Raw genomic sequence first — 19,766 nt, forward strand, 5'->3', positions numbered from 1 at the left:
TGAGATGAGTACATAGTTAAAAATTGGATAACACTCTATTGAAAGTGCATTCAGAAGTCGATACACTATACCAAAAAATGCGAGGTGCGAATGGAGAAGAACTATTTGCATTTAAAGGCATAATGAATGACGATATTCTTGGAGAGATTTTAAGTAGAGTGGAAGATACGTTGTCTGAGCATGAATCATTGATGAAGCTTCAACGCCGAATTAATGTCATTGCTGTAGAAATACTTCAAAATATATTTCATCATTTTGAAGGAGTTGATTCCACTACTGTTAGTGATCCTTCCCACAATATTGTCATGTTTTTGCTGTCTAAAGGAAAAGATGCCTACTACATCATAGCAGGGAATTATGTTCCTATAGAAACCGCAGAATTTTTAAAAGAGAAAATAGATTCTATTAACAATCTATCTGTAGAAGAACTTAAGAAGCGTTACCGCAAAGTTCTCAGTAATGGTGATTTTTCAGAGCAGGGAGGAGCAGGCTTAGGGATAATTGATATTGCTCGAAAGTCAGGTCAAAAGCTTGACTATGATTTTGTCACTAAAGATAATAGAAACTCATTTTTTACAATCAAAGTAAGCGTACCCGTATAATCGCACTAGAAGATGAAAGATTTTCTTAAAAAAGATACTCCAAAGACACCTCTCATACAGATGGAATATGAGAGTGGTTATTTTTTAATATCAGGTAGATCGATTCCTGAAAATTCAATAGAGTTTTACAGACCATTATTTGAATGGTTGGATGAATATAATACTAAGCCACAAACGAAAACTCAATTCGATGTGAGGTTAGAATATTTTAATACAAGTTCTTCAAAATGTCTTGTAGAAGTTTTTAGAAAGTTAGAATTTTTAAAAGCTAGTGGGCATGACGTTGAAGTAAATTGGTATTACGAAGAAGATGATGAAGATATGCAGGAATCTGGAGAAGATTTCAAAGAAGTGATCAAGTTGCCGATTCACATGCATATTTTAGAAGAATAAAAAAAGGAGAGTCTTAATTGCTCTCCTTTCTTTTTTATAGAATATTTTCTTAGATCTTAGGATCGTTTTCAAACGCTGTATTAATCAAATCATCCACAAAGAACTTAGCCTTCTTAGGAAGTGAAATTACCATCTTTCCTGATTGATATAAATGCAATTGATCAAAAACCTTAGCTATCTTGTCCAATTCCTCTCTCTTGAGACTGATTTTCATTAACTGATTCTCAAAAGAAGGCTTATTTTTATAAATAGCATCCAAAAGCTCATATTGGGGATCAGTGAAAATTAAATCACCTATTGAAGATCCAATATTATCCATTTCGTTTCTTTCAATCTGATCCATCAAATAGAAAACTTCAATGTCAATCTTACCGTCTTCATTTTCCTCTTCGTCTTCAATTAAAAATTGATTTTCATAAACCAATAAGATATGAGTGATCAATTCTTGTTGACTTTCAGAGAAGTACTTCTTGATGCTTTCCCATTCAATTTCTTCCGTAAAAGCTTCTTTTAAACTATTGAGTTGCTTTTTGTTATATTTTGAATCACCAATCTTCACAAAAGTTTTGTTATTGAAGACCGCATCCAATAATTTCAATTCAGCCTTCGAGAAATTATTATCTGCAAAAATTGAATTGTCCTCATTTGTACTATTGCTTGATGATTCAATCTCAAATAACTCTTGAATACTGAAAGTGTGGAATTCATTCGGCTCTTCATCATTAAGATGAGAACATTTTTCAAGAATATTTAATATAAATTGTTCCTGATCAATGTCTAATGGAGTGTTTTCCGGATACTCTAAAGTGGTGATGATTTCACGGACATAATCCAATTGAGCAAGATTGAATGTTAAGTTTCCAACTTTTACTTCTTTCTTGTTTTTGGTTTCATCCTCATGAATGATAGACAAAAATTCAAATTCATGATCTGTAAGTGTTGTGGCAGAAGTTAAATCACTATCACCAAACTCTCTTTCAATTTCATTCATCATGAAAAGAACACTGATGTTTTTGAGAGAGTCAATCAACTCCCAGCGGTTTTCATCCTCGTATTCCCAATCGGTCTCTATTTCATCAAGTTTTTCGCTTAAAGCTTTAAAAAATGAAAGCTGTTCTGCTTTTTGGATTACTTCTTGAATAGCATTGTAAACAGGAGTTCTTTTGCCTTTGCTGAAGTCAATATTGTCAAGTATTTCTTTTACTTGGTTGATTTCGGCTGAAGTAAAAGGAGGAAATAGAGAAGAATTACTATCTTCGCTCTGATCATAAATAGATTTAAAGAATTCAAACTCATTGAGAGAAAAAATAAAATCGCTTGCTTCAGGAGTAATATTATGAGCTTCCAGATCTAGGCGGTCACTTTTTTCTAATTGGTAGATTTCTTCAATGTGCATTCTGATGAATTTTACGTTTCGTTCTTAAATACCTCCAATAATAAGGAGATAGAATTAAAATACATAGAGAAATTACAAAACAGATGTAAAAAAACGAATGTAATTTGTACTCTTACTTTCTATTTAGATGTAGTTTTTGCAGATTTGCAAAGTTAATGAATAAACTGACCTTAAAACTGTGCATAACTTCATTAAAAGTGAGGTGATTGTGATCTTTTTTATTGGACCAATAATAGAAATATACTGAAATAATAATATATGGGATTGTTTGATTTCTTTTCTAGCGACTTGGCAATTGACTTAGGTACAGCCAACACACTCGTTATTCAGAAAGACAAGGTAGTAGTAGATGAACCTTCAATCATTGCTTTAGACCGTCAGAATGGAAAAGTCATTGCTGTTGGGACCAAGGCCATGCAAATGCACGAGAAAACGCATGAAAACATCAGAACTATTCGTCCTCTTCGCGATGGTGTAATTGCTGACTTCCACGCAGCAGAGCAGATGATACGTGGTATGATCCGTATGATCAACCAAGGTAAAAAATTCTTTACGCCTTCTCACAGAATGGTGATTTGTATTCCATCTGGTATCACAGAGGTGGAAAAACGTGCCGTACGTGACTCTGCAGAGCACGCTGGAGCAAAAGAAGTATATATGATTCCTGAACCTATTGCGGCTGCAATTGGTATTGGTATTGATATCGAACAACCTGTAGGTAGCATGATCGTTGATATCGGAGGTGGTACAACGGAAATTGCTGTCATTGCACTTTCTGGTATTGTTGGTGATCAGTCTATTAGAACTGCTGGTGATGTATTCACAAGAGATATCTTGGATTACATGCGTCGTCAACACAACTTACTGATTGGCGAGCGTTCTGCTGAAAAAATTAAAGTAGAAGTAGGTTCAGCTTTAACAGAGTTGGATGAAGAAATCGAGCCATTTGAGGTAAGAGGTAGGGACCTTATGACTGGTATTCCTAAGGTGATTACGGTTACTTACTCTGAAGTAGCTTATGCCATTGATAAATCAATTTCTAAAATTGAGGAAGCTGTATTAAGAGCTTTAGAAACTGCACCACCAGAATTATCAGCAGATATTTATGATAGAGGTATTCATTTAACTGGTGGAGGTGCATTATTGAGAGGATTAGACAAACGTCTTTCTATCAAAACAAAACTTCCAGTGCACGTGGCGGATGATCCATTGAGAGCTGTAGTACGTGGAACTGGACAAGCATTGAAAAACTTAGATAGTTACAAAGCAGTATTGATGACTTAATCATTAATAGCTGATTGTAATGCCCTGAAAAAACGATACAGTTTTTTAGTGAATTAATTTTGATATAAGACTCAATAATTTAAAAATTATTGGGTCTTTTTTATAGGTAGCCTTCAGTTTTTATTTCGCTACCGCGAGTTCCTCAAATTTATTGATGCAAAATTGATTCGCTTCGCTGTCAATTTCACCTCAATAAATTTCGAGGCTTATTGTGTGACTTTTACTGTCCGATAAGTCCTTCGTTTCTTACCTCTTGTTTTATGCATCTGAATAGGAGTTCTCATATAACATGACATGTGTGGTCTTATAAAGTTATATGTTTTTATACATTCTTTTAAATAGGCTTCAAATACGATTTCATAACTGACATATTTACTTAAGTTAAAGTCATGCTTTATTGTTCTGTTAATGCGTTCTGCAATAGCATTTTTATACGGATCATAAGTTTCTGTCATACTTGTTATGATTTTCGATTTCCTAAGTAACTTCTGATAGGCTTTACTACAATATTGGACTCCTCTATCAGAATGATGTATCAATGTTTCTCCTTTATATTCACGTTGTTTTATCGCCATTTTCAAGGCTCTAATTACTCCCTCTTTATCTAAAGACCTAGATAAGTCGTAACCCATTATCTTCTTTGAATAGGCATCCGTTACTAATGCCAAATACCAAGGGTTGTCTCTTGTTCCTACATAAGTAATATCTGCTACTACAACCTGTTCAGGTCTATTTATCTCAAGACCATCTACCAAATCTGGATAAGTTTTAAATCTATGGTCTGAATCAGTTGTGACATGATAAGCTCTCTTAGCTTGTATTTCTAAGTGGTTAGCTTTCATAATTTGAAGTAGCTTATCACGACCTACACCTAAAGACTTTAATTGAGGATAGAGTAGTGAATACAGCATCCTATGCCCACTATTAGGAAGTTTTATCCTCTCGTTTTGTATTAGTGCTACTACTTGCTCAGAAATTTCCAGATCTTTCTTCTTACGATGGATGGAGCGGTAGTACACTTGACGATCTTTCCCAAGTAACTGACTTGAATATTCAATACTTATAGAATATCCATTTCTGAAATCATCAACTACTTGGGTGAAGAGTTTTTTCTTATGTCAATTTTATACTCTTTTTCGGCCAGGTCAATCATCATATCGAAAATGATGGCCTTATGATCTGCTTTCTCAGCTTCTGCTTCTAATCTATTGATTTTCTTTTTGGCGGTTTCCAATTCCAGTTTGAGCTCTAACAGTTCTTGTTCAGGTGTTTTCTTCTTCATGGTACTGACTTTATGGTTCCAGTCAAAGTTACCATATTTTTGTAACCAAACCTTTACTGTTCTATCTCCCTGTATTCCATATTTACGTGTAGCTCCTTTTAAACTTAATTGACCACTTTCAACTTCTGAGACAATTTGAAGTTTTAAGGACATTGAATAATCCTTCTGAGTTCTTTTAACATATTGACTTTTATTGTCTTCCATAATAACGATTGTTTTAGTGTATCGTTATTTTAGGACTTTACAGATTTTATAGAAGAAAAGCCCTGAAATTAAAGTTTCAGGGCTTTTTTGTTGAATGTTTTATTTGCTTTAAAATTGATACACTGTAAACTCGTTATTGTAAGTTTTAATCCTTGAAAATTCCCTTTACGAAATCTTTCGCATCTTTTACTTTCTCATTGATAGGGTCAGTATACTCTTTAAAGTCTTCTTTGAAGTCGTAAGTCTTGCCATTTTCAGTTGTGATAGGAGAGTTGTCATAATTCCCATTTAAGATATTTTCATAATCTCCACTCTGTATCCATTTCAATAATTCAGCAATACGAGTAACTGGAAAAGGGTGGGACTGAAAAATGGTATTCAAGAATTTATGTGTTTTGTTTACAAGCCCCGATTGTTGCTCATACTCTTCTGCTTGTTTGATAAACTCCCCAAGGTTCATTTCACTGATCATGCCACCACCTGCAAGTTTCATCAATAAATGAATGCAAGTTTCAGGATTTTGAGAAACCAATAATCCTGCTCTGTCTGCAGAAAGTTCGCTCTTACGTTCCCACTCTTTCAATGCCATAATTATTCCAAGGATAACAGTTTTTCCTAAAGGAATACCAAGGTCAACAACTGATACTTTCAAAAGCACACTTAATAAAGTGTGATAGAGCACATGACCAGAAACAATATGACCTAATTCATGACCAATTACCGTTAATAATTCTTCTTCATTGAGCGTTTCAACGATGCTTGAATTAAGAACAATAAAGGGATTGTCAACACCAATTGCACCTGCATTTAAAATGGGACTTTGTGAGACATAAAGTTCTGGAACTTCTTTTATATCGAGAATTTCACAAGCTTCAATCAGTAAGCGGTGAACATCTGAAAATTGATTTTCATTCACACGTACAGAAGAAGCAAGTGTCATCATTCTTAATGACTTTTCAGTGGTATTACTGATGATAAATTTAAGCAGTGTATCAAAGCCAGTCATTTTTTGTAATGCAGATAATGCCAGCTTGTCAGTCGGATGCTCCCAAGTGTTGGGATTAATGCTTGGGAACTTTTTTTTATGGATTTTTAGTGCTTCTGAGCTCATATAGATTCTTTCTTATTGCTTTTTTATTTCCAATTTATCATTAATATTTTAAAACTTTTCTATTTGAATGTGATATTTCAACCATAGGAATATAAAAAGTGTTTATAATAGGTATATTTGCTTTTTAAATAGTGTCAATAGAGATACATTTTTTCACTGTAGTAATTACTCAATTGAGAAATAACTTAAACATATTTATCATCTTCATCTCCACCCTTTTATTGGTTTCCGGCTGTGTTTCTTATAAGAAATTAGAGCAGGATAGAAGCCTTTTGGTAGATCAGAGTATTGAAGGTGCAAAAGCTGTTGATAAATCTACACTTGATTCTTACATCCGGTTAAAACCCAATCGATCTTTCCTGAAATCAGAAATCCGTTTACCGCTTTACTTCTACATGAGGGGCGAAAAATACTATAAAAGAAACTATCAAAAAGATAGTATCAAGTATGCGGATATGACGGAATATTATGACGAGGTTGTCAGAGCATTAGAAGACGAATGGAAAGAGGATGTGATCTATAATAGAACGGTATTAGACAGCCTGTATAATGAGAATGTCTATTTAGTTTATAAAGACTTAAAAAAGGCAGAGAAACAGGCCGTAAGAGATTCTGTTCGAGGTATCAGAAAGTTGAGGAAAATCAAGTCTAAATCTATTAGTAAGACAGAAAAAATTGCAGAGAGAGTGGAGAAAGGAAACTGGTGGATGAGATCGGCTGGTGAACCTCCCGCTTATTTTGATTTAGAGGAATCTCAGAACAATCAGAAATTACTAGAAAGGACACTTCATGCTAAGGGTTTTCTAAATGCTTCTGTAGATTTGGACGTAGATACGGTCATGTATAAAAATTATCCTCTGATTACTGAGAAATATATCATTAATGAAGGGGAACAATGGAAAGTGCATTCTGTAAAGTATAAAACACCGAGTTATAGTATTTACAATGAATTGTTGACTTACAGCAGAAAAAGCTTTTTAAAAGAAAATGGACCTTACTCAGAAACGAGCCTTCAGCTGGAAAGAAATAGACTTTCAAAAGTCTTAAAAAATGGCGGTTATTTTGATTTTGCATCAAATTATATTCACTATGAAGTAGATACTAATAATGTTCACGGAGAAGTGGATATTTTAATCTTAGTGGACCCTCCCAAGACGGGTGAAAGGCATACTAGATATTATATCAATGACATTACTTTTGAAACGGACCCCAATGATCCTGCACTTGCAGATACTGTAGAATATGAAGATGTAACTTATATTCAACATGCCAAAAAATACAAACCTAAAATTCTAGATGGTAAATTGGCACTCAAAGAAAGTACACCTTTCAATGAATTATTATCCAACGATACTAGGCGATTTTTAAGTCAGATGGATGCCTTTAAGTTTGTGAATATTGAGTACGTGAAAACCGGAAAAGATTCACTGAATGTATTCATTTACCCTAGTTCTTTTGATAAATATCAATATGCATTTGAAACAGGTTTAAACGTAAGCCGATCTTTACCAGGACCATTTGCCAGCGTTTCCCTCAAGTCAAGAAACATTTTCAGAGGAGCAGAATCGTTGGAATTTAGAGGCCGTTTCTCTTTAGAGGCTCAGGCCAGTGTTTCCGAAAGCAGCAATGATATTTATAATGGTACAGAATATGGATTTAGTACTATTTTAAATATTCCAAGACCATTAATTCCTTTTTATAATAAGGTTAACGAATCGTATTATATCAGAAATGCGAAAACAAAAATACTAGCGGATGTCTCTTATGTGAGCAGGCCAGAATATACCCGTTTGAATTTAAAGGGACTTTTTGGTTATGACTGGAGAAACCGTAAGGAAGATCTATTTGAGTTGTCATTAGCCGATCTGAACGTTGTAAGAACGCCATTTTTGAGCAATGATTTTAGAATTCGTTTACAACAGTTAGCAGAGCAAGGCAATACCCTTCATTATTCTTTTGATAATTCCTTTGTATCGAGTACGCACTTAAGTATGTCGCGTATGAGAGGGGATTATATGACGAGTTCTTCAAAAGCGTCTTATGTGAAGCTCTTTGGAGAAGTCGGTGGTAATATGTTGGATTTAGTAAATCAATGGACAGGCAGTGAGGCAGGTTCAATTTATGGCCTTCGTTACTACAAGTTTTTCAAATTTTATTATGACTACCGCAAAGTGACGCCTATTGGGAGTAAGAAAAAACATTTCTTTGCTTCAAGAATTCATATGGGAGTCGCTAAATCCTATGGAGAAGTTGGTGCATTGCCGTATGAAAAATATTTCTTCTCTGGTGGTGGTAACAGTAATAGAGCTTGGAGGCCAAGACGTTTGGGACCAGGATCATATACACCACCACAAAATAGTGATGGAACTTTCAACTATAGTTTTGAACAGCCGGGTGATATGATCATTGAGCTGAATGTGGAATGGAGGTACAAAATATCCAAATTATTCCAATGGGCATTTTTTATTGATGCTACCAATGTATGGTTATTAGAAGAAGACAATACTAGACCGGGGGGTGATTTTGATGTCACTCGATTCTGGAAGGAGTTTGGAATAGGAGCAGGACTTGGTGCAAGAATCGATTTCTCCTTCTTGTTGATTCGTTTAGATATTGGGACCAAGATTTATGATCCAGCTCGAAGAGAAGGAGATCGGTTTGTGGCAGGGTATGATTTTCTTGGAAAAGGAACAACGGAATTTAATATTGGTATTGGATACCCTTTCTAGCAAGCCCAAGGGTAAAAGTAAATTGTTGTTATCATTTGCCAGTTGACGAAAATTGTGGTTTACAATGCACTTAATTCTTATTTTTGTGCGAAATTTTTAAAAAGAGTAAATGTCAGAAAAGAATATTGTCCTTTTATTAGGAGCCAATCTTGGAGATAAAGAAGAAACGCTCCGTAATGCTGTAATAGAGATCAATGAAGGTGTTGGAGAGGTAGTGAGCATTTCACATTTTTATGAAACAGCGGCGTGGGGAAAAGAAGATCAACCAAGTTATTACAATCAGGTTTTAGTATGCAAGTCGTCCTTAGATCCTCAAAATCTATTGAAGACGACGCAAAATATAGAACAGAAATTAGGAAGGGTTAGAAAAGAAAAGTGGGGTGCAAGAATTATTGATGTCGATATATTGTTTATTGAAAGGGAGAAGATTTCAGAGGAAAACTTAAAAGTACCACACCCTTTTATACAAGAGAGAAGGTTCACATTAGAACCACTAAAAGAAATATTACCTCACTTTGTTCATCCGGTTTTAAATCAAACATTAAGTGATTTGCTTTTGAACTGTAAAGATCCTCTTCCAGTAAAAAAGTTGTCAATGAAATAGGTTTGTCTTTAGATAGAATAACTTATATGAGCCATAAAATCTTCATAATTTGAGGGTTTTATGGCTTAAATTTTATGTTCTTATTGCTCGTGATATATAATAACTATCCCAGCATTTGAAAGGAGTTTCGTGCACCATAGTATGGGTAGGTGATAATTCAACCTTATAAAGACTTAAGTCATGAAGGTAACACTTTAGTGTTGTTAGAGTCAATATCACTAGCCTATGATTTCAATCATGGAGCACGATATTGAAAGAAGAAAAAATTAAGAGGAGTAAAGCTCTAAAGTGAAATATCAAAAGGTTACATCAATTTTAACTGAGGATTGATCTAAATATAGGGTATTATAATGTATCAAAGTCTAACAGATTGAATACAAATAAACAGTAGAGTTACTTTTAATATTTCAATTATTTTTGGTCCTTTGTAAGACAAAAAATAAAGTAAACTAAGTACTGATCTATTCATAAAAAATTTAAGCATTATTATTCTATAAGTTCTTCTTTCATTGACTTCATGTATGTCAAGAAAGGCGATATTAAATCAAAACTATGAGATAGGTCCTTTAATCATTGCGGGTGCTATTAATGAGATAAAAATACAGGATTTTAGAAATGATGTTACTCCAGGTGAAATTAACTTTCCGATATTTTCTTTTCCAGGGCAACGGATCAAAAAGTCTCCTGAACTAAGTCCAATTCATCAAAAACTTATTTTTGATCAGATAAGTAATTACTTTAATCATTCAGGCAATGTGTTCAATATCACATGTAAAGTGGTAAGAGGGTATAAGGAGTTTTCTGCTACGGTATCACATGAAAGAGAATATGTTCATTTTGAAATACAGTTAGAATTATTTAACCTAGATGGAGAACTCCAAAAGTTATGTTCTTCCACTGCGTATTATAAGGTGACATCAATGGATGCTAAGGAGAAGTTCTCAGAGCAATTATATCAGAAAGCAAAAAATCCCAAACTTTAGTTTTTCGACTAGGGTTTGTTTTTTTATCAACCTTATTTAAGAAGGGGAGTGCGATAGAACATCTCAACAGTACTACATTAAAGTAGTATCAGTCACTAAGTCATTTATTCGAGAAAGAAACTATAAAGAGTACAAGTATCCGGTGTACCATGTTAAGGGCATCTCTTAAACATGTTCTAAAACGATGAGCAGGTGGTAGAGTCCTTTTTTCAAGACTTCAGTCTTGAAGACCTCCAAGCGAAGACATCACTTTAGTGTTGTTGGAGTTGGTATCACCAGCCCATGATTTCAATCATGGAGCACGTTAAAATTGAAATTAGTTTTTTTCTGTGTTCAGTCATATGTCCCAGCATGTACGGAAGTAAGTGTTAGCGTGTACACATCGTAGGTCCCAGCATGTACGGAAGTAAGTGCTAGCGTGTGCACATCATAGATCCTAGCATGTACGGTATGTAAGTGCTAGCGTGTGCACATCGTAGATCCTAGCATGTACGGTATGTAAGTGCTAGCGTGTGCACATCGTAGATCCTAGCATGTACGGTATGTAAGTGCTAGCGTGTACACATCGTAGGTCTTAGTATGTATGGTATATAAGTGCTAGCGTGCACACATCGTAGTTCCTAGCATGTACGGTATGTAAGTGCTAGTATGTATACCTCTGTACCTTCTTAAAAGCATTAAAAGCCCCTTTTATATCCGAATGACATAAAAAGGGGCAATTCCAAAAAACTGCATTTCAAAGACATTTTAGTTGATAATTAGCACAGTTGTCAATTTTTCAGAACGAGGTGTTTTGAGTAAAGCATTTCGATTACGTTGAGTGACTAACTCGAGTTCATAATTGACTTTACTTAATGCAGGCGTCATAAAGATAACTGCTTTATTTTCATTATTGATCAGTTGCGTTATTTTCGTACGGCTTTGATTATCAAGGTTGATAAAGAATAGTCCTGCTTCATCCTTGAATTCTTCAGAAATTTTAATTTTTATACGGTCACCATAGACGGTTATATGAGCATTGACTTCCCCCTTAAAACTGTCCATTACCTTCATTAAACAGGACATGTCTGTTCTTGACCTAGGGCTGTAACTTTAGTGTCATCAATCAAATCTCTACTATTTGAAGATAGATTAATGCTAGCATTCAGTTGATGTATTTTAGGATCGAAAACCTCATCATAAAATATACCGCTCACGCTCAGTCTTGCTTTGATGAAACATGTATTAACATTGTAGCTTGTACCAAACCTTCTCCCTTGATACGGTCTGCACGATTAAGAAATTCAATAATTGTTTCAGCTTGGTATTCCAAAACCTCTTTTTAAATTTATGAATTTAGAGAGGGTAGCTAAAAATTTGTATCTTTTTTTGTTGCTATTTCAGAAATTTATGAAGACTTTTTAGAAACAGAAATTAAGAATGGAAACACCAATTAAATTCTAACATGATGAACACTATTTTATACAAGTATCGTAGTTTAGACAACTTCAAGTTTTTAGTAGATATTTTTTTAAATAAGAGGCTTTATGCTGGGGATTATAAATCGATGAATGATCCAATGGAAGGGGTGTACCGCTTTAATAAGCATAAAGTGTCAGCTGAATTTAGAGCAACGATTCTTGGGGATAAAAGGGATCTTAGATTCTGCTCACTTTCTGCAGATGCAGATAATAAATTGCTATGGGCGCATTATGCCAATGGCCACAATGGGATTTCTATTGGGGTATTACCTCAAGATATAGATGATTCAGATATTAGAGCAATGAATTATAGTCCTGATCCTTTAAAAATTACAGAAGAGAGTGAGCATGTAGATGCCAGAAAAGTTCTAAGTTATAAAAATGAAATTTGGGTGTATGAGAATGAGGTTAGAGTGTTTACCATGCGAGACTTTGTTGAAGTGAAAATTGTAGAAGTAATATTTGGTAAAAGAGTTAGCCATAGTGATAAACAAATGCTCAAAAAACTTATCAGTACTATTGATAATCAAATAGCTTTTAGAGACGAGGATGAAAGTAAATAGTTAATACCTATTATTTTCATGAGCTCAGAAAACTTCGAAGGGTTCTTGTGATGTAAAAGAGGAGTTTTCTTTATTAAAGATAGTCTGTTTGACTAACTTTAAAGTATTCTTAACTGAAATTGATGAAGACTATTTTAGAAATAGGAATTAAGAATGAAAACACCAATTAAATTATAATATGATGAACACTACTCTATGACAAGTATTGCAGTTTATACAACTTCAAGTTTTTAGTTGATATTATTTTTAATAAGAGGCTTTATGCTGGGGATTATTAGTTATCAAAAAGCAAATAATTTTGATATAAGTACAAATTCAAAATTATCTAATACTAGTTTATTGTTTTGCGATTACTTCCTTCAAAAAACGTATTAATAGTGGTTCTATTAAAAGTTTTTTAGCGTTGTACTCACAAAAAATAAATTTGAATTAACTATGATTTATTTTTGACTTAGTACTTAAAATAGAGTAGATCCTTTAAATCTTTGAACTAGTTATTCATTGAAGTAGGTAATAAATTTAAAAATAAGCATGAATTCCCATCAGATCCTTTAAAAAAGAAAAGAGAAGATGAAGAAATTTCCTTTAAAGAATTAATTTTGCAAAAACTGTCTAAAGGTAAATCTGAATTAAAAGATTTAATATCGAATCAGTTTTATAACCAAATGTCAATTGCAGGTATTGGTATAGAAATACTAATACTTTAAAGCGATTGAAATAGAGGTGATTATAGGGAATTACATACTTTAATGGGAAGAAGAAAAAAAAATATAGTTTTAGAAAACGTCAATATCATTGATGTTGGAAGTGAAGGAAAAGCAATTGCAAAGACAGAAGACAATATGACTGTTTTTGTAACAGGTGCTGTAACAGGTGACGTTTGTGACCTTCAAGTCACTAAAAAAAGAAGAGCTTATATGGAAGCTCGTCCAATTCAATTCCATGAACTATCTGATCAAAGAATTGAGCCTTTCTGTGAGCACTTTGGTACTTGCGGAGGATGCAAGTGGCAAATGTTGGATTACAAATGGCAGTTACACTATAAGCAAAAGCAAGTAGTGGATCAATTGTCAAGAATTGGAAAAGTGGAACTTCCTGAAATTACGCCAATTTTTGCTTCTGAAGAAACTTTTGAATACCGTAACAAAATGGAATTTACCTTTACGGGTAACCGTTGGTTGACAAAAGAGGAAATGGAATCCAATACTGAAGGAATTGAAAAAAGAGGCGTAGGACTTCACTTGCCAGGGATGTGGAACAAGATTCTACACCTAAACAATTGCTACCTTCAAAATAAACCATCTGATGATATTAGAAAATCGGTGTATGATTTTATCGTGAAGAATGATTACACTGTTTATGATCAGAAAGAAGAGGACGGTTTCTTAAGAAATATGGTGATCAGAACGTCTTCAACAGGAGATATTATGGTGATGTTATTGTTCTTCAAAGATGATGAAGAAAAACGTAATGCCCTTTTAGACCATATCAAAGAACAGTTCCCGGAAATCACATCATTACTTTATGTGATTAATGGTAAGAGGAATGATAGCTACCATGATCTAGATGTAATCACTTACCATGGTTTACCTTACATTGAGGAAGAAATGGAAGGCTTGCGTTTTAGAGTAGGACCAAAGTCATTCTACCAAACGAACTCAAAACAAGCTTACAATTTATATAAAGTTGCCCGTGATTTTGCAGAGCTGACTGGTGAGGAAAAAGTATATGACCTTTATACAGGTACAGGTACTATTGCTCAGTTTGTTTCTAAAAAAGCAAAAGAGGTAATTGGTATTGAGTATGTGAAGGATGCTATTAAGGATGCGAAAGTCAATACGGACTTGAACGGTATTGAAAACTGTAAGTTCTTTGCTGGTGATATGAAAGATATTTTGGTGCCTTCTTTCATTAAGAAGCATGGTGAACCTGATGTCATCATCACTGACCCGCCAAGAGCTGGTATGGATGAGAAGGTAGTAGCTCAAATCTTAAAGGTGGCTCCAAAACGTATCGTTTATATTAGTTGTAACCCAGCAACGCAAGCGAGAGATTTGGCATTATTAGATGAAAAGTATAAAGTGACTAAGGTAATGCCGGTAGATATGTTCCCGCATACTTATCATGTTGAGAACGTTGTCGCTTTAGAATTAAAATAAATAAGGAAGAGAAGTTTGAAAAAAGCTTCTCTTTTTTGTTTTTAATAAAAATTAAAAGACTTTATTACTAAATTTGAATCAGAATCAAGGAATAGGTGTAAGATATGTAATACATCTTAAATTTTGGTTTGATTTAGTAGATTTTTTACGTAAATTTACGTAGTAATACTTAAGAGAGCATTCAAACAAACTTCAATTTAAGAATTGAGTCAATTATGAATTGATTTGATGTTGGTTCTCTATAAATGAATATTGCTTCAAAATTGTAATAATTTATTAATGCAATTTTAGGGTAAATTCTAAAATTAGAATAGGATATTAAGTGGTATGATATCTTAATATACTCGGTTGGTGGATAAAATATTAAATTTTATTTGTATTTTTGCACTGCGAAATCGCAGATAAATATATTTATCTATCGAATAATCAGTAATATACATATTTTACTAATTTACATAAAACAAACTTATAAACTACCTTTTACACCACAAAGAGAATTTTTATGAGCAGATATAACGAATACCTCAAGGAAATTGAAGAGAGAAAAGCACAAGGACTTCACCCGAAACCGATCGATGATGCAGAGTTGCTTTCTGAAGTAATTGAACAAATCAAAGATACTGGAAACGAACACCGTGAAGGTTCTCTTAACTTTTTTATTTACAACACATTACCTGGTACTACGAGTGCGGCAGGTGTAAAAGCGAAGTTTTTAAAAGAGATTATTCTTGGAGAAGCAACTGTAGCTGAAATTTCTTCTGAGTTTGCATTTGAGCAATTGTCACACATGAAAGGTGGTCCTTCTATTGAAGTACTTTTAGACCTTGCTTTAGGTGCTGATGCTAAGATTGCTGAAGAAGCTTCAAAAGTATTGAAAACACAAGTTTTCTTATATGAAGCGGATATGGAGCGTTTAGAGGTTGCTTTCAAAGAGGGTAACGCTATCGCAAAAGATATCTTAGAAAGCTATGCTAATGCTGAATTCTTCACAAAACTTCCTGAAGTGGATGAAGAAATCAAAATCGTAACGTTTATTGCAGGAACAGGTGATATCTCTACAGATTTACTTTCTCCTGGTGCTGACGCTCACTCTAGATCAGACCGTGAATTACACGGACAATGTATCTTCGAACACAACAAAGAGCAACAAGCGGCACTTTCAGCATTAAAAGAGCAACACCCTGACAAGCGTGTGATGTTAATTGCTGAGAAAGGTACAATGGGTGTAGGTTCTTCAAGAATGTCAGGTGTAAACAACGTGGCATTATGGACAGGTATTCCTGGTAGCCCATATGTTCCATTTGTCAACATCGCTCCAATTATTGCTGGTACAAACGGTATTTCACCAATCTTCTTAACTACAGTAGGAGTAACAGGTGGTATTGGTATTGACCTTCAAAACTGGGTGAAGAAAAAAGATGCTGATGGTAATACAGTATTAGACGCTGAAGGCGAGCCAGTTTTAGAGCAGGCTTACTCAGTAGAAACTGGTACGGTGCTAACAATCAACACTAAGACTAAAAAATTATACAACGGTGATCAAGAATTAATCGACATCTCAGCTTCATTAACTCCACAAAAAGTAGAGTTTATCAAAGCAGGTGGTTCTTATGCAGTTGTATTTGGTAAGAAATTACAATCTTTCGCAGCTAAAACATTAGGAGTTGAGGCTCCAGTAGTATTTGCTCCATCTAAAGAAATCTCTGTTGATGGTCAAGGTTTAACAGCTGTTGAAAAGATCTTTAATAAAAATGCAGTAGGAACTACTCCAGGTGTTACTTTACACTCAGGTTCAGATGTTCGTGTAGAAGTGAACATCGTTGGTTCTCAAGATACTACTGGTTTGATGACTTCTCAAGAATTAGAGTCAATGGCTGCTACAGTTATTTCTCCAATCGTTGACGGTGCTTATCAATCAGGTTGTCATACTGCCTCTGTTTGGGATAAGAAAGCACAAGCAAACATTCCTAAGTTGATGAAATTCATGAACGACTTCGGTTTGATTACTGCTCGTGACCCTAAGCATGTTTACCACTCAATGACAGACGTTATTCATAAAGTATTGAATGACATTACTGTTTCTGATTGGGATATCATCATCGGTGGTGACTCACATACAAGAATGTCAAAAGGTGTTGCATTTGGTGCCGATTCAGGTACAGTAGCATTAGCTTTGGCAACAGGTGAGGCAACTATGCCAATTCCTGAGTCTGTAAAGGTGACTTTCAAAGGTGAAATGAAGCCTTACATGGACTTCCGTGATGTGGTTCACGCTACACAACAACAAATGTTGAAGCAATTTGGTGGTGATAACGTATTCCAAGGTAGAGTAATTGAAGTGCACATTGGTACTTTGACAGCTGACCAAGCGTTTACTTTCACGGATTGGACTGCAGAGATGAAAGCGAAAGCGTCTATCTGTATTTCAGAAGATGAGACATTAGTAGAATCATTGGAGATTGCGAAGTCTAGAATCCAGATCATGATTGAGAAGGGTATGGACAACGAAAAAGGAGTGCTTCAAGGATTGATCGATAAGGCGAATAAGAGAATTGAGGAAGTGAAGACAGGTGTTAAACCTCCATTGACTCCAGATGCTGACGCGAAGTACTTTGCTGAAGTTGAAGTGAACCTTGATGAGATTGATGAGCCAATGATCGCTGATCCTGATGTATACAACGAGGACGTATCGAAGCGTTACACGCACGATACAATCAGACCTCTTTCTTACTACGGTGGAGACAGACAAGTAGACTTAGGTTTCGTAGGTTCTTGTATGGTTCACAAAGGTGATATGAAGATCCTTGCTCAAATGTTGAAAAATATTGAAGAGTTACACGGTAAAGTTGAATTCAAAGCTCCTCTAGTAGTAGCTCCTCCTACATACAACATTGTAGATGAGTTAAAAGCTGAAGGAGACTGGGAAGTACTTCAAAAGTACTCTGGTTTTGAATTTGATGATGATGCTCCAAAAGGTGCTGCTCGTACGAAGTATGAGAACATGCTTTACTTAGAGCGTCCTGGATGTAACCTTTGTATGGGTAACCAAGAGAAAGCGGAGCCAGGTGATACAGTAATGGCGACTTCAACTCGTTTATTCCAAGGTAGAGTTGTAAAAGATTCTTCTGAGAAGAAAGGGGAGTCATTATTATCTTCTACTCCAGTGGTAGTACTTTCAACTATTTTAGGTAGAACTCCTGATTTAGCCGAGTACCAAGCAGCAGTAAAAGGTATCAACTTAACGAAGTTCAAGCCATCATCTAAGTTGTTAACTTCTTAATTCTATTGAATTAAATTTAATTTGTAATCAGAATTAATGATTGCATATTTATATAAGTCCCGGTAGAAAGATTATTTCTTTTTGTCGGGATTTTTTTGTTTGAACTTTAGTAGCGAGTTTAAAATCATTGAGGCGAAAGGAATTTAGCTTTTGACTTCAAAGCCTAGATTTTTTGCTTCGTTTTTCATCAATGGAAAAATGAAGAAGAAAGAAGCTTGTAAGTAGATCATGAAAAGCTTGTAAAATATTGATTGAAAGTTGACAATAATTTAGTTTATATTGTATTAATTGATTTAATATACTTGAAACGTAAACTATTATAAATACACTTTTTTAGACTAAAATGAGAAAACTATTATTTTTTGTATCACTTTTATTGCCATCTATTGTATTTGCACAAGAACATTTGGAGGATGTTACACAAACCGTGGCATCAAATGCATTACTAATTGATCAGTTTACCCTACTGACGCCTATGAGCATTAATCCTTATACATCAATTTTTGTAACAGCCCTTTTTTCAAAAATGGGTTACCATAATGACTTTGTAGCCACAAACCCCTTTTTTGATAACTGGGTTATTCTTATCACATTTGGTATCTTATTTTTATTTACGTCTATCATGAGACCTTCCCTTGGTTCAAATCAAATTACAGGTATTCTTGTAAAAGTAGACGAGTATTTAGAAAGTAAAGCTGCTATTGTTATTAATATCTTAGTGATACTATTCCCAGTCTTATTAAGTGATGTTCCAGGAACTGAGGAAGTAGTATTCCGAGCTAGCTTCCTAACAGTGAGTCTTAAAACATTGATGGTTGTAATTGTATCCACTTATGCGTTAACTGTACTTATGACTATCCGCTTTTTTGTGGACACATTAATTTATTTGTCACCGATCCCTTTAGTAGATACTGGGTTGCAAATCTTTAAAATTATATTGTCTGTAGTACTTGTTGTTATCGGAATTGTGAGTCCAACATTTTCATTTGTTATTCTTCTCTTGATGCTTTTAGTATCACTTTTTTTCTACAAAAAGGCTAAAATTCAGCTGAATAAAATGAAATACTTTTTAATTCTTCCAGTGATTAATTTATTCATCAAGAAAAGTATTAAGGATAAAAACATCAATGATCTGTCATTGCCTGTATTTTTAGGAAAACAAACTTCTAAGTTCTCAAAAGGTAAAATTGTCAGGTTAGAAAAGGAAAATGATGTATTCTACCTTGTGAAAGAACGATTTATTTTACCTAAAGTGAAAGAGAAAATTCTTCTAGAAGATTTCACTTTGATACAAAACAGATTTGATATTGCTTTAACGGATCAAGAGAAGACCTTTGAAATATTTATAAATAGGTCTTATCATTCATTGGTAGAGGAGATTTCAGTGGCATTAAATGTACCTGTAATTCAGGAAGAAGAAATCAACGAAGTAAGCGGGAATAGCTTATTGAAAAAAGTAAAAAGCTTATTTAGTAAAAAAGACTTATCTCAAATGAAGTCAATGGCTTAGATAAGTACCAAATCAAAATTATCTGTGATCTAGCCAGTGCAGCGGGCTTTCTACCTAATTTGTTTATAGCACCTCCCTGGCCTTGAAGGGAAAAGCGTTAAGAATTTCATGTATTGAGCCGTTAAAAATGATTTTCTTGTTTGAGCAAAGCGAGTTTAAAATCATTGAGGCGAGTGGAATGAAATTTAGCTTTTGAATTCAAAGCC

Annotated in this window: 15 protein-coding genes and 1 pseudogene; 10 read left to right on the plus strand and 6 right to left on the minus strand. The window is 34.4% G+C overall.

What is annotated here, in order from left to right; genetic code table 11:
* The first annotated feature begins 77 nt into the window (after window positions 1–77).
* Both AVL50_RS19645 and AVL50_RS19650 read left to right on the plus strand, forming a co-directional pair.
* Window positions 78–602 carry a SiaB family protein kinase gene (locus tag AVL50_RS19645; RefSeq protein ID WP_157491454.1) on the plus strand — a complete coding sequence of 175 codons (525 nt, stop codon included), beginning with the start codon at window positions 78–80 and terminating at the stop codon, window positions 600–602.
* A 12-nt stretch (window positions 603–614) separates the two neighbouring features.
* A complete protein-coding gene (locus AVL50_RS19650; protein WP_062618192.1) occupies window positions 615–995 on the plus strand; it encodes a DUF1987 domain-containing protein in 381 nt (126 codons plus the stop codon).
* A gap of 49 nt (window positions 996–1,044) precedes the next feature.
* Here AVL50_RS19650 and AVL50_RS19655 read toward each other — a convergent pair whose 3' ends face one another.
* Entirely contained in the window at window positions 1,045–2,391 is a 1,347-nt protein-coding gene (locus AVL50_RS19655) for a hypothetical protein (protein WP_062618193.1), read from the minus strand.
* Between the two features lie 258 nt (window positions 2,392–2,649).
* Here AVL50_RS19655 and AVL50_RS19660 point away from each other — a divergent pair, with 258 nt between their 5' ends.
* Window positions 2,650–3,675 carry a rod shape-determining protein gene (locus AVL50_RS19660; RefSeq protein ID WP_062618194.1) on the plus strand — a complete coding sequence of 342 codons (1,026 nt, stop codon included), beginning with the start codon at window positions 2,650–2,652 and terminating at the stop codon, window positions 3,673–3,675.
* A gap of 206 nt (window positions 3,676–3,881) precedes the next feature.
* Here the strand turns inward: AVL50_RS19660 and AVL50_RS19665 are convergent, their stop codons facing one another.
* The 3 genes from AVL50_RS19665 to AVL50_RS19675 all read right to left on the minus strand — a co-directional run bounded on the left by AVL50_RS19665 (window position 3,882) and on the right by AVL50_RS19675 (window position 6,272).
* A complete protein-coding gene (locus AVL50_RS19665; RefSeq protein WP_216639051.1) occupies window positions 3,882–4,739 on the minus strand; it encodes an IS3 family transposase in 858 nt (285 codons plus the stop codon).
* A gap of 26 nt (window positions 4,740–4,765) precedes the next feature.
* Window positions 4,766–5,161 (minus strand): transposase, encoded by a 396-nt coding sequence (locus tag AVL50_RS33560; RefSeq protein WP_062617403.1) that lies wholly within the window; start codon window positions 5,159–5,161, stop codon window positions 4,766–4,768.
* Window positions 5,162–5,306: 145 nt separating this feature from the next.
* The gene (locus tag AVL50_RS19675; protein WP_062618195.1) at window positions 5,307–6,272 is read right to left on the minus strand and encodes a M48 family metallopeptidase; all 966 of its coding nucleotides are present in this window, start codon (window positions 6,270–6,272) and stop codon (window positions 5,307–5,309) included.
* Window positions 6,273–6,403: 131 nt separating this feature from the next.
* Between AVL50_RS19675 and AVL50_RS19680 the strand changes: the two genes are divergently transcribed.
* The 3 genes from AVL50_RS19680 to AVL50_RS19690 all read left to right on the plus strand — a co-directional run bounded on the left by AVL50_RS19680 (window position 6,404) and on the right by AVL50_RS19690 (window position 10,588).
* Window positions 6,404–9,001, plus strand: a complete 2,598-nt coding sequence (locus tag AVL50_RS19680; RefSeq protein WP_062618196.1) for a BamA/TamA family outer membrane protein — start codon at window positions 6,404–6,406, stop codon at window positions 8,999–9,001.
* Between the two features lie 109 nt (window positions 9,002–9,110).
* The gene (gene folK / locus AVL50_RS19685; protein WP_062618197.1) at window positions 9,111–9,605 is read left to right on the plus strand and encodes a 2-amino-4-hydroxy-6-hydroxymethyldihydropteridine diphosphokinase; all 495 of its coding nucleotides are present in this window, start codon (window positions 9,111–9,113) and stop codon (window positions 9,603–9,605) included.
* 521 nt (window positions 9,606–10,126) lie between these two features.
* The gene (locus AVL50_RS19690; protein ID WP_062618198.1) at window positions 10,127–10,588 is read left to right on the plus strand and encodes a hypothetical protein; all 462 of its coding nucleotides are present in this window, start codon (window positions 10,127–10,129) and stop codon (window positions 10,586–10,588) included.
* Window positions 10,589–11,335: 747 nt separating this feature from the next.
* Here the strand turns inward: AVL50_RS19690 and AVL50_RS19695 are convergent.
* Complete coding sequence (locus AVL50_RS19695) at window positions 11,336–11,632, minus strand: DUF4469 domain-containing protein (protein WP_172826886.1); 297 nt, start codon at window positions 11,630–11,632, stop codon at window positions 11,336–11,338.
* Window positions 11,633–11,640: 8 nt separating this feature from the next.
* Window positions 11,641–11,811 (minus strand): annotated as a pseudogene (locus tag AVL50_RS33075) (hypothetical protein); the annotation flags it as partial.
* A gap of 221 nt (window positions 11,812–12,032) precedes the next feature.
* Here AVL50_RS33075 and AVL50_RS19700 point away from each other — a divergent pair.
* From AVL50_RS19700 to AVL50_RS19715, 4 genes are all read left to right on the plus strand, one after another.
* Window positions 12,033–12,611: a DUF2971 domain-containing protein gene (locus AVL50_RS19700; protein ID WP_062618200.1), complete on the plus strand. Its 579-nt coding sequence runs from the start codon at window positions 12,033–12,035 to the stop codon at window positions 12,609–12,611.
* A gap of 749 nt (window positions 12,612–13,360) precedes the next feature.
* Window positions 13,361–14,770: a 23S rRNA (uracil(1939)-C(5))-methyltransferase RlmD gene (gene rlmD / locus AVL50_RS19705; RefSeq protein ID WP_062618201.1), complete on the plus strand. Its 1,410-nt coding sequence runs from the start codon at window positions 13,361–13,363 to the stop codon at window positions 14,768–14,770.
* 502 nt (window positions 14,771–15,272) lie between these two features.
* A complete protein-coding gene (locus AVL50_RS19710) occupies window positions 15,273–18,050 on the plus strand; it encodes a bifunctional aconitate hydratase 2/2-methylisocitrate dehydratase (RefSeq protein ID WP_062618202.1) in 2,778 nt (925 codons plus the stop codon).
* Between the two features lie 343 nt (window positions 18,051–18,393).
* Window positions 18,394–19,560, plus strand: coding sequence for a hypothetical protein (locus tag AVL50_RS19715; RefSeq protein WP_062618203.1), 1,167 nt, complete (start codon window positions 18,394–18,396; stop codon window positions 19,558–19,560).
* Window positions 19,561–19,766 lie beyond the last annotated feature (206 nt).

The organism is Flammeovirga sp. SJP92, assembly GCF_001583495.1.
Taxonomy (GTDB): domain Bacteria; phylum Bacteroidota; class Bacteroidia; order Cytophagales; family Flammeovirgaceae; genus Flammeovirga.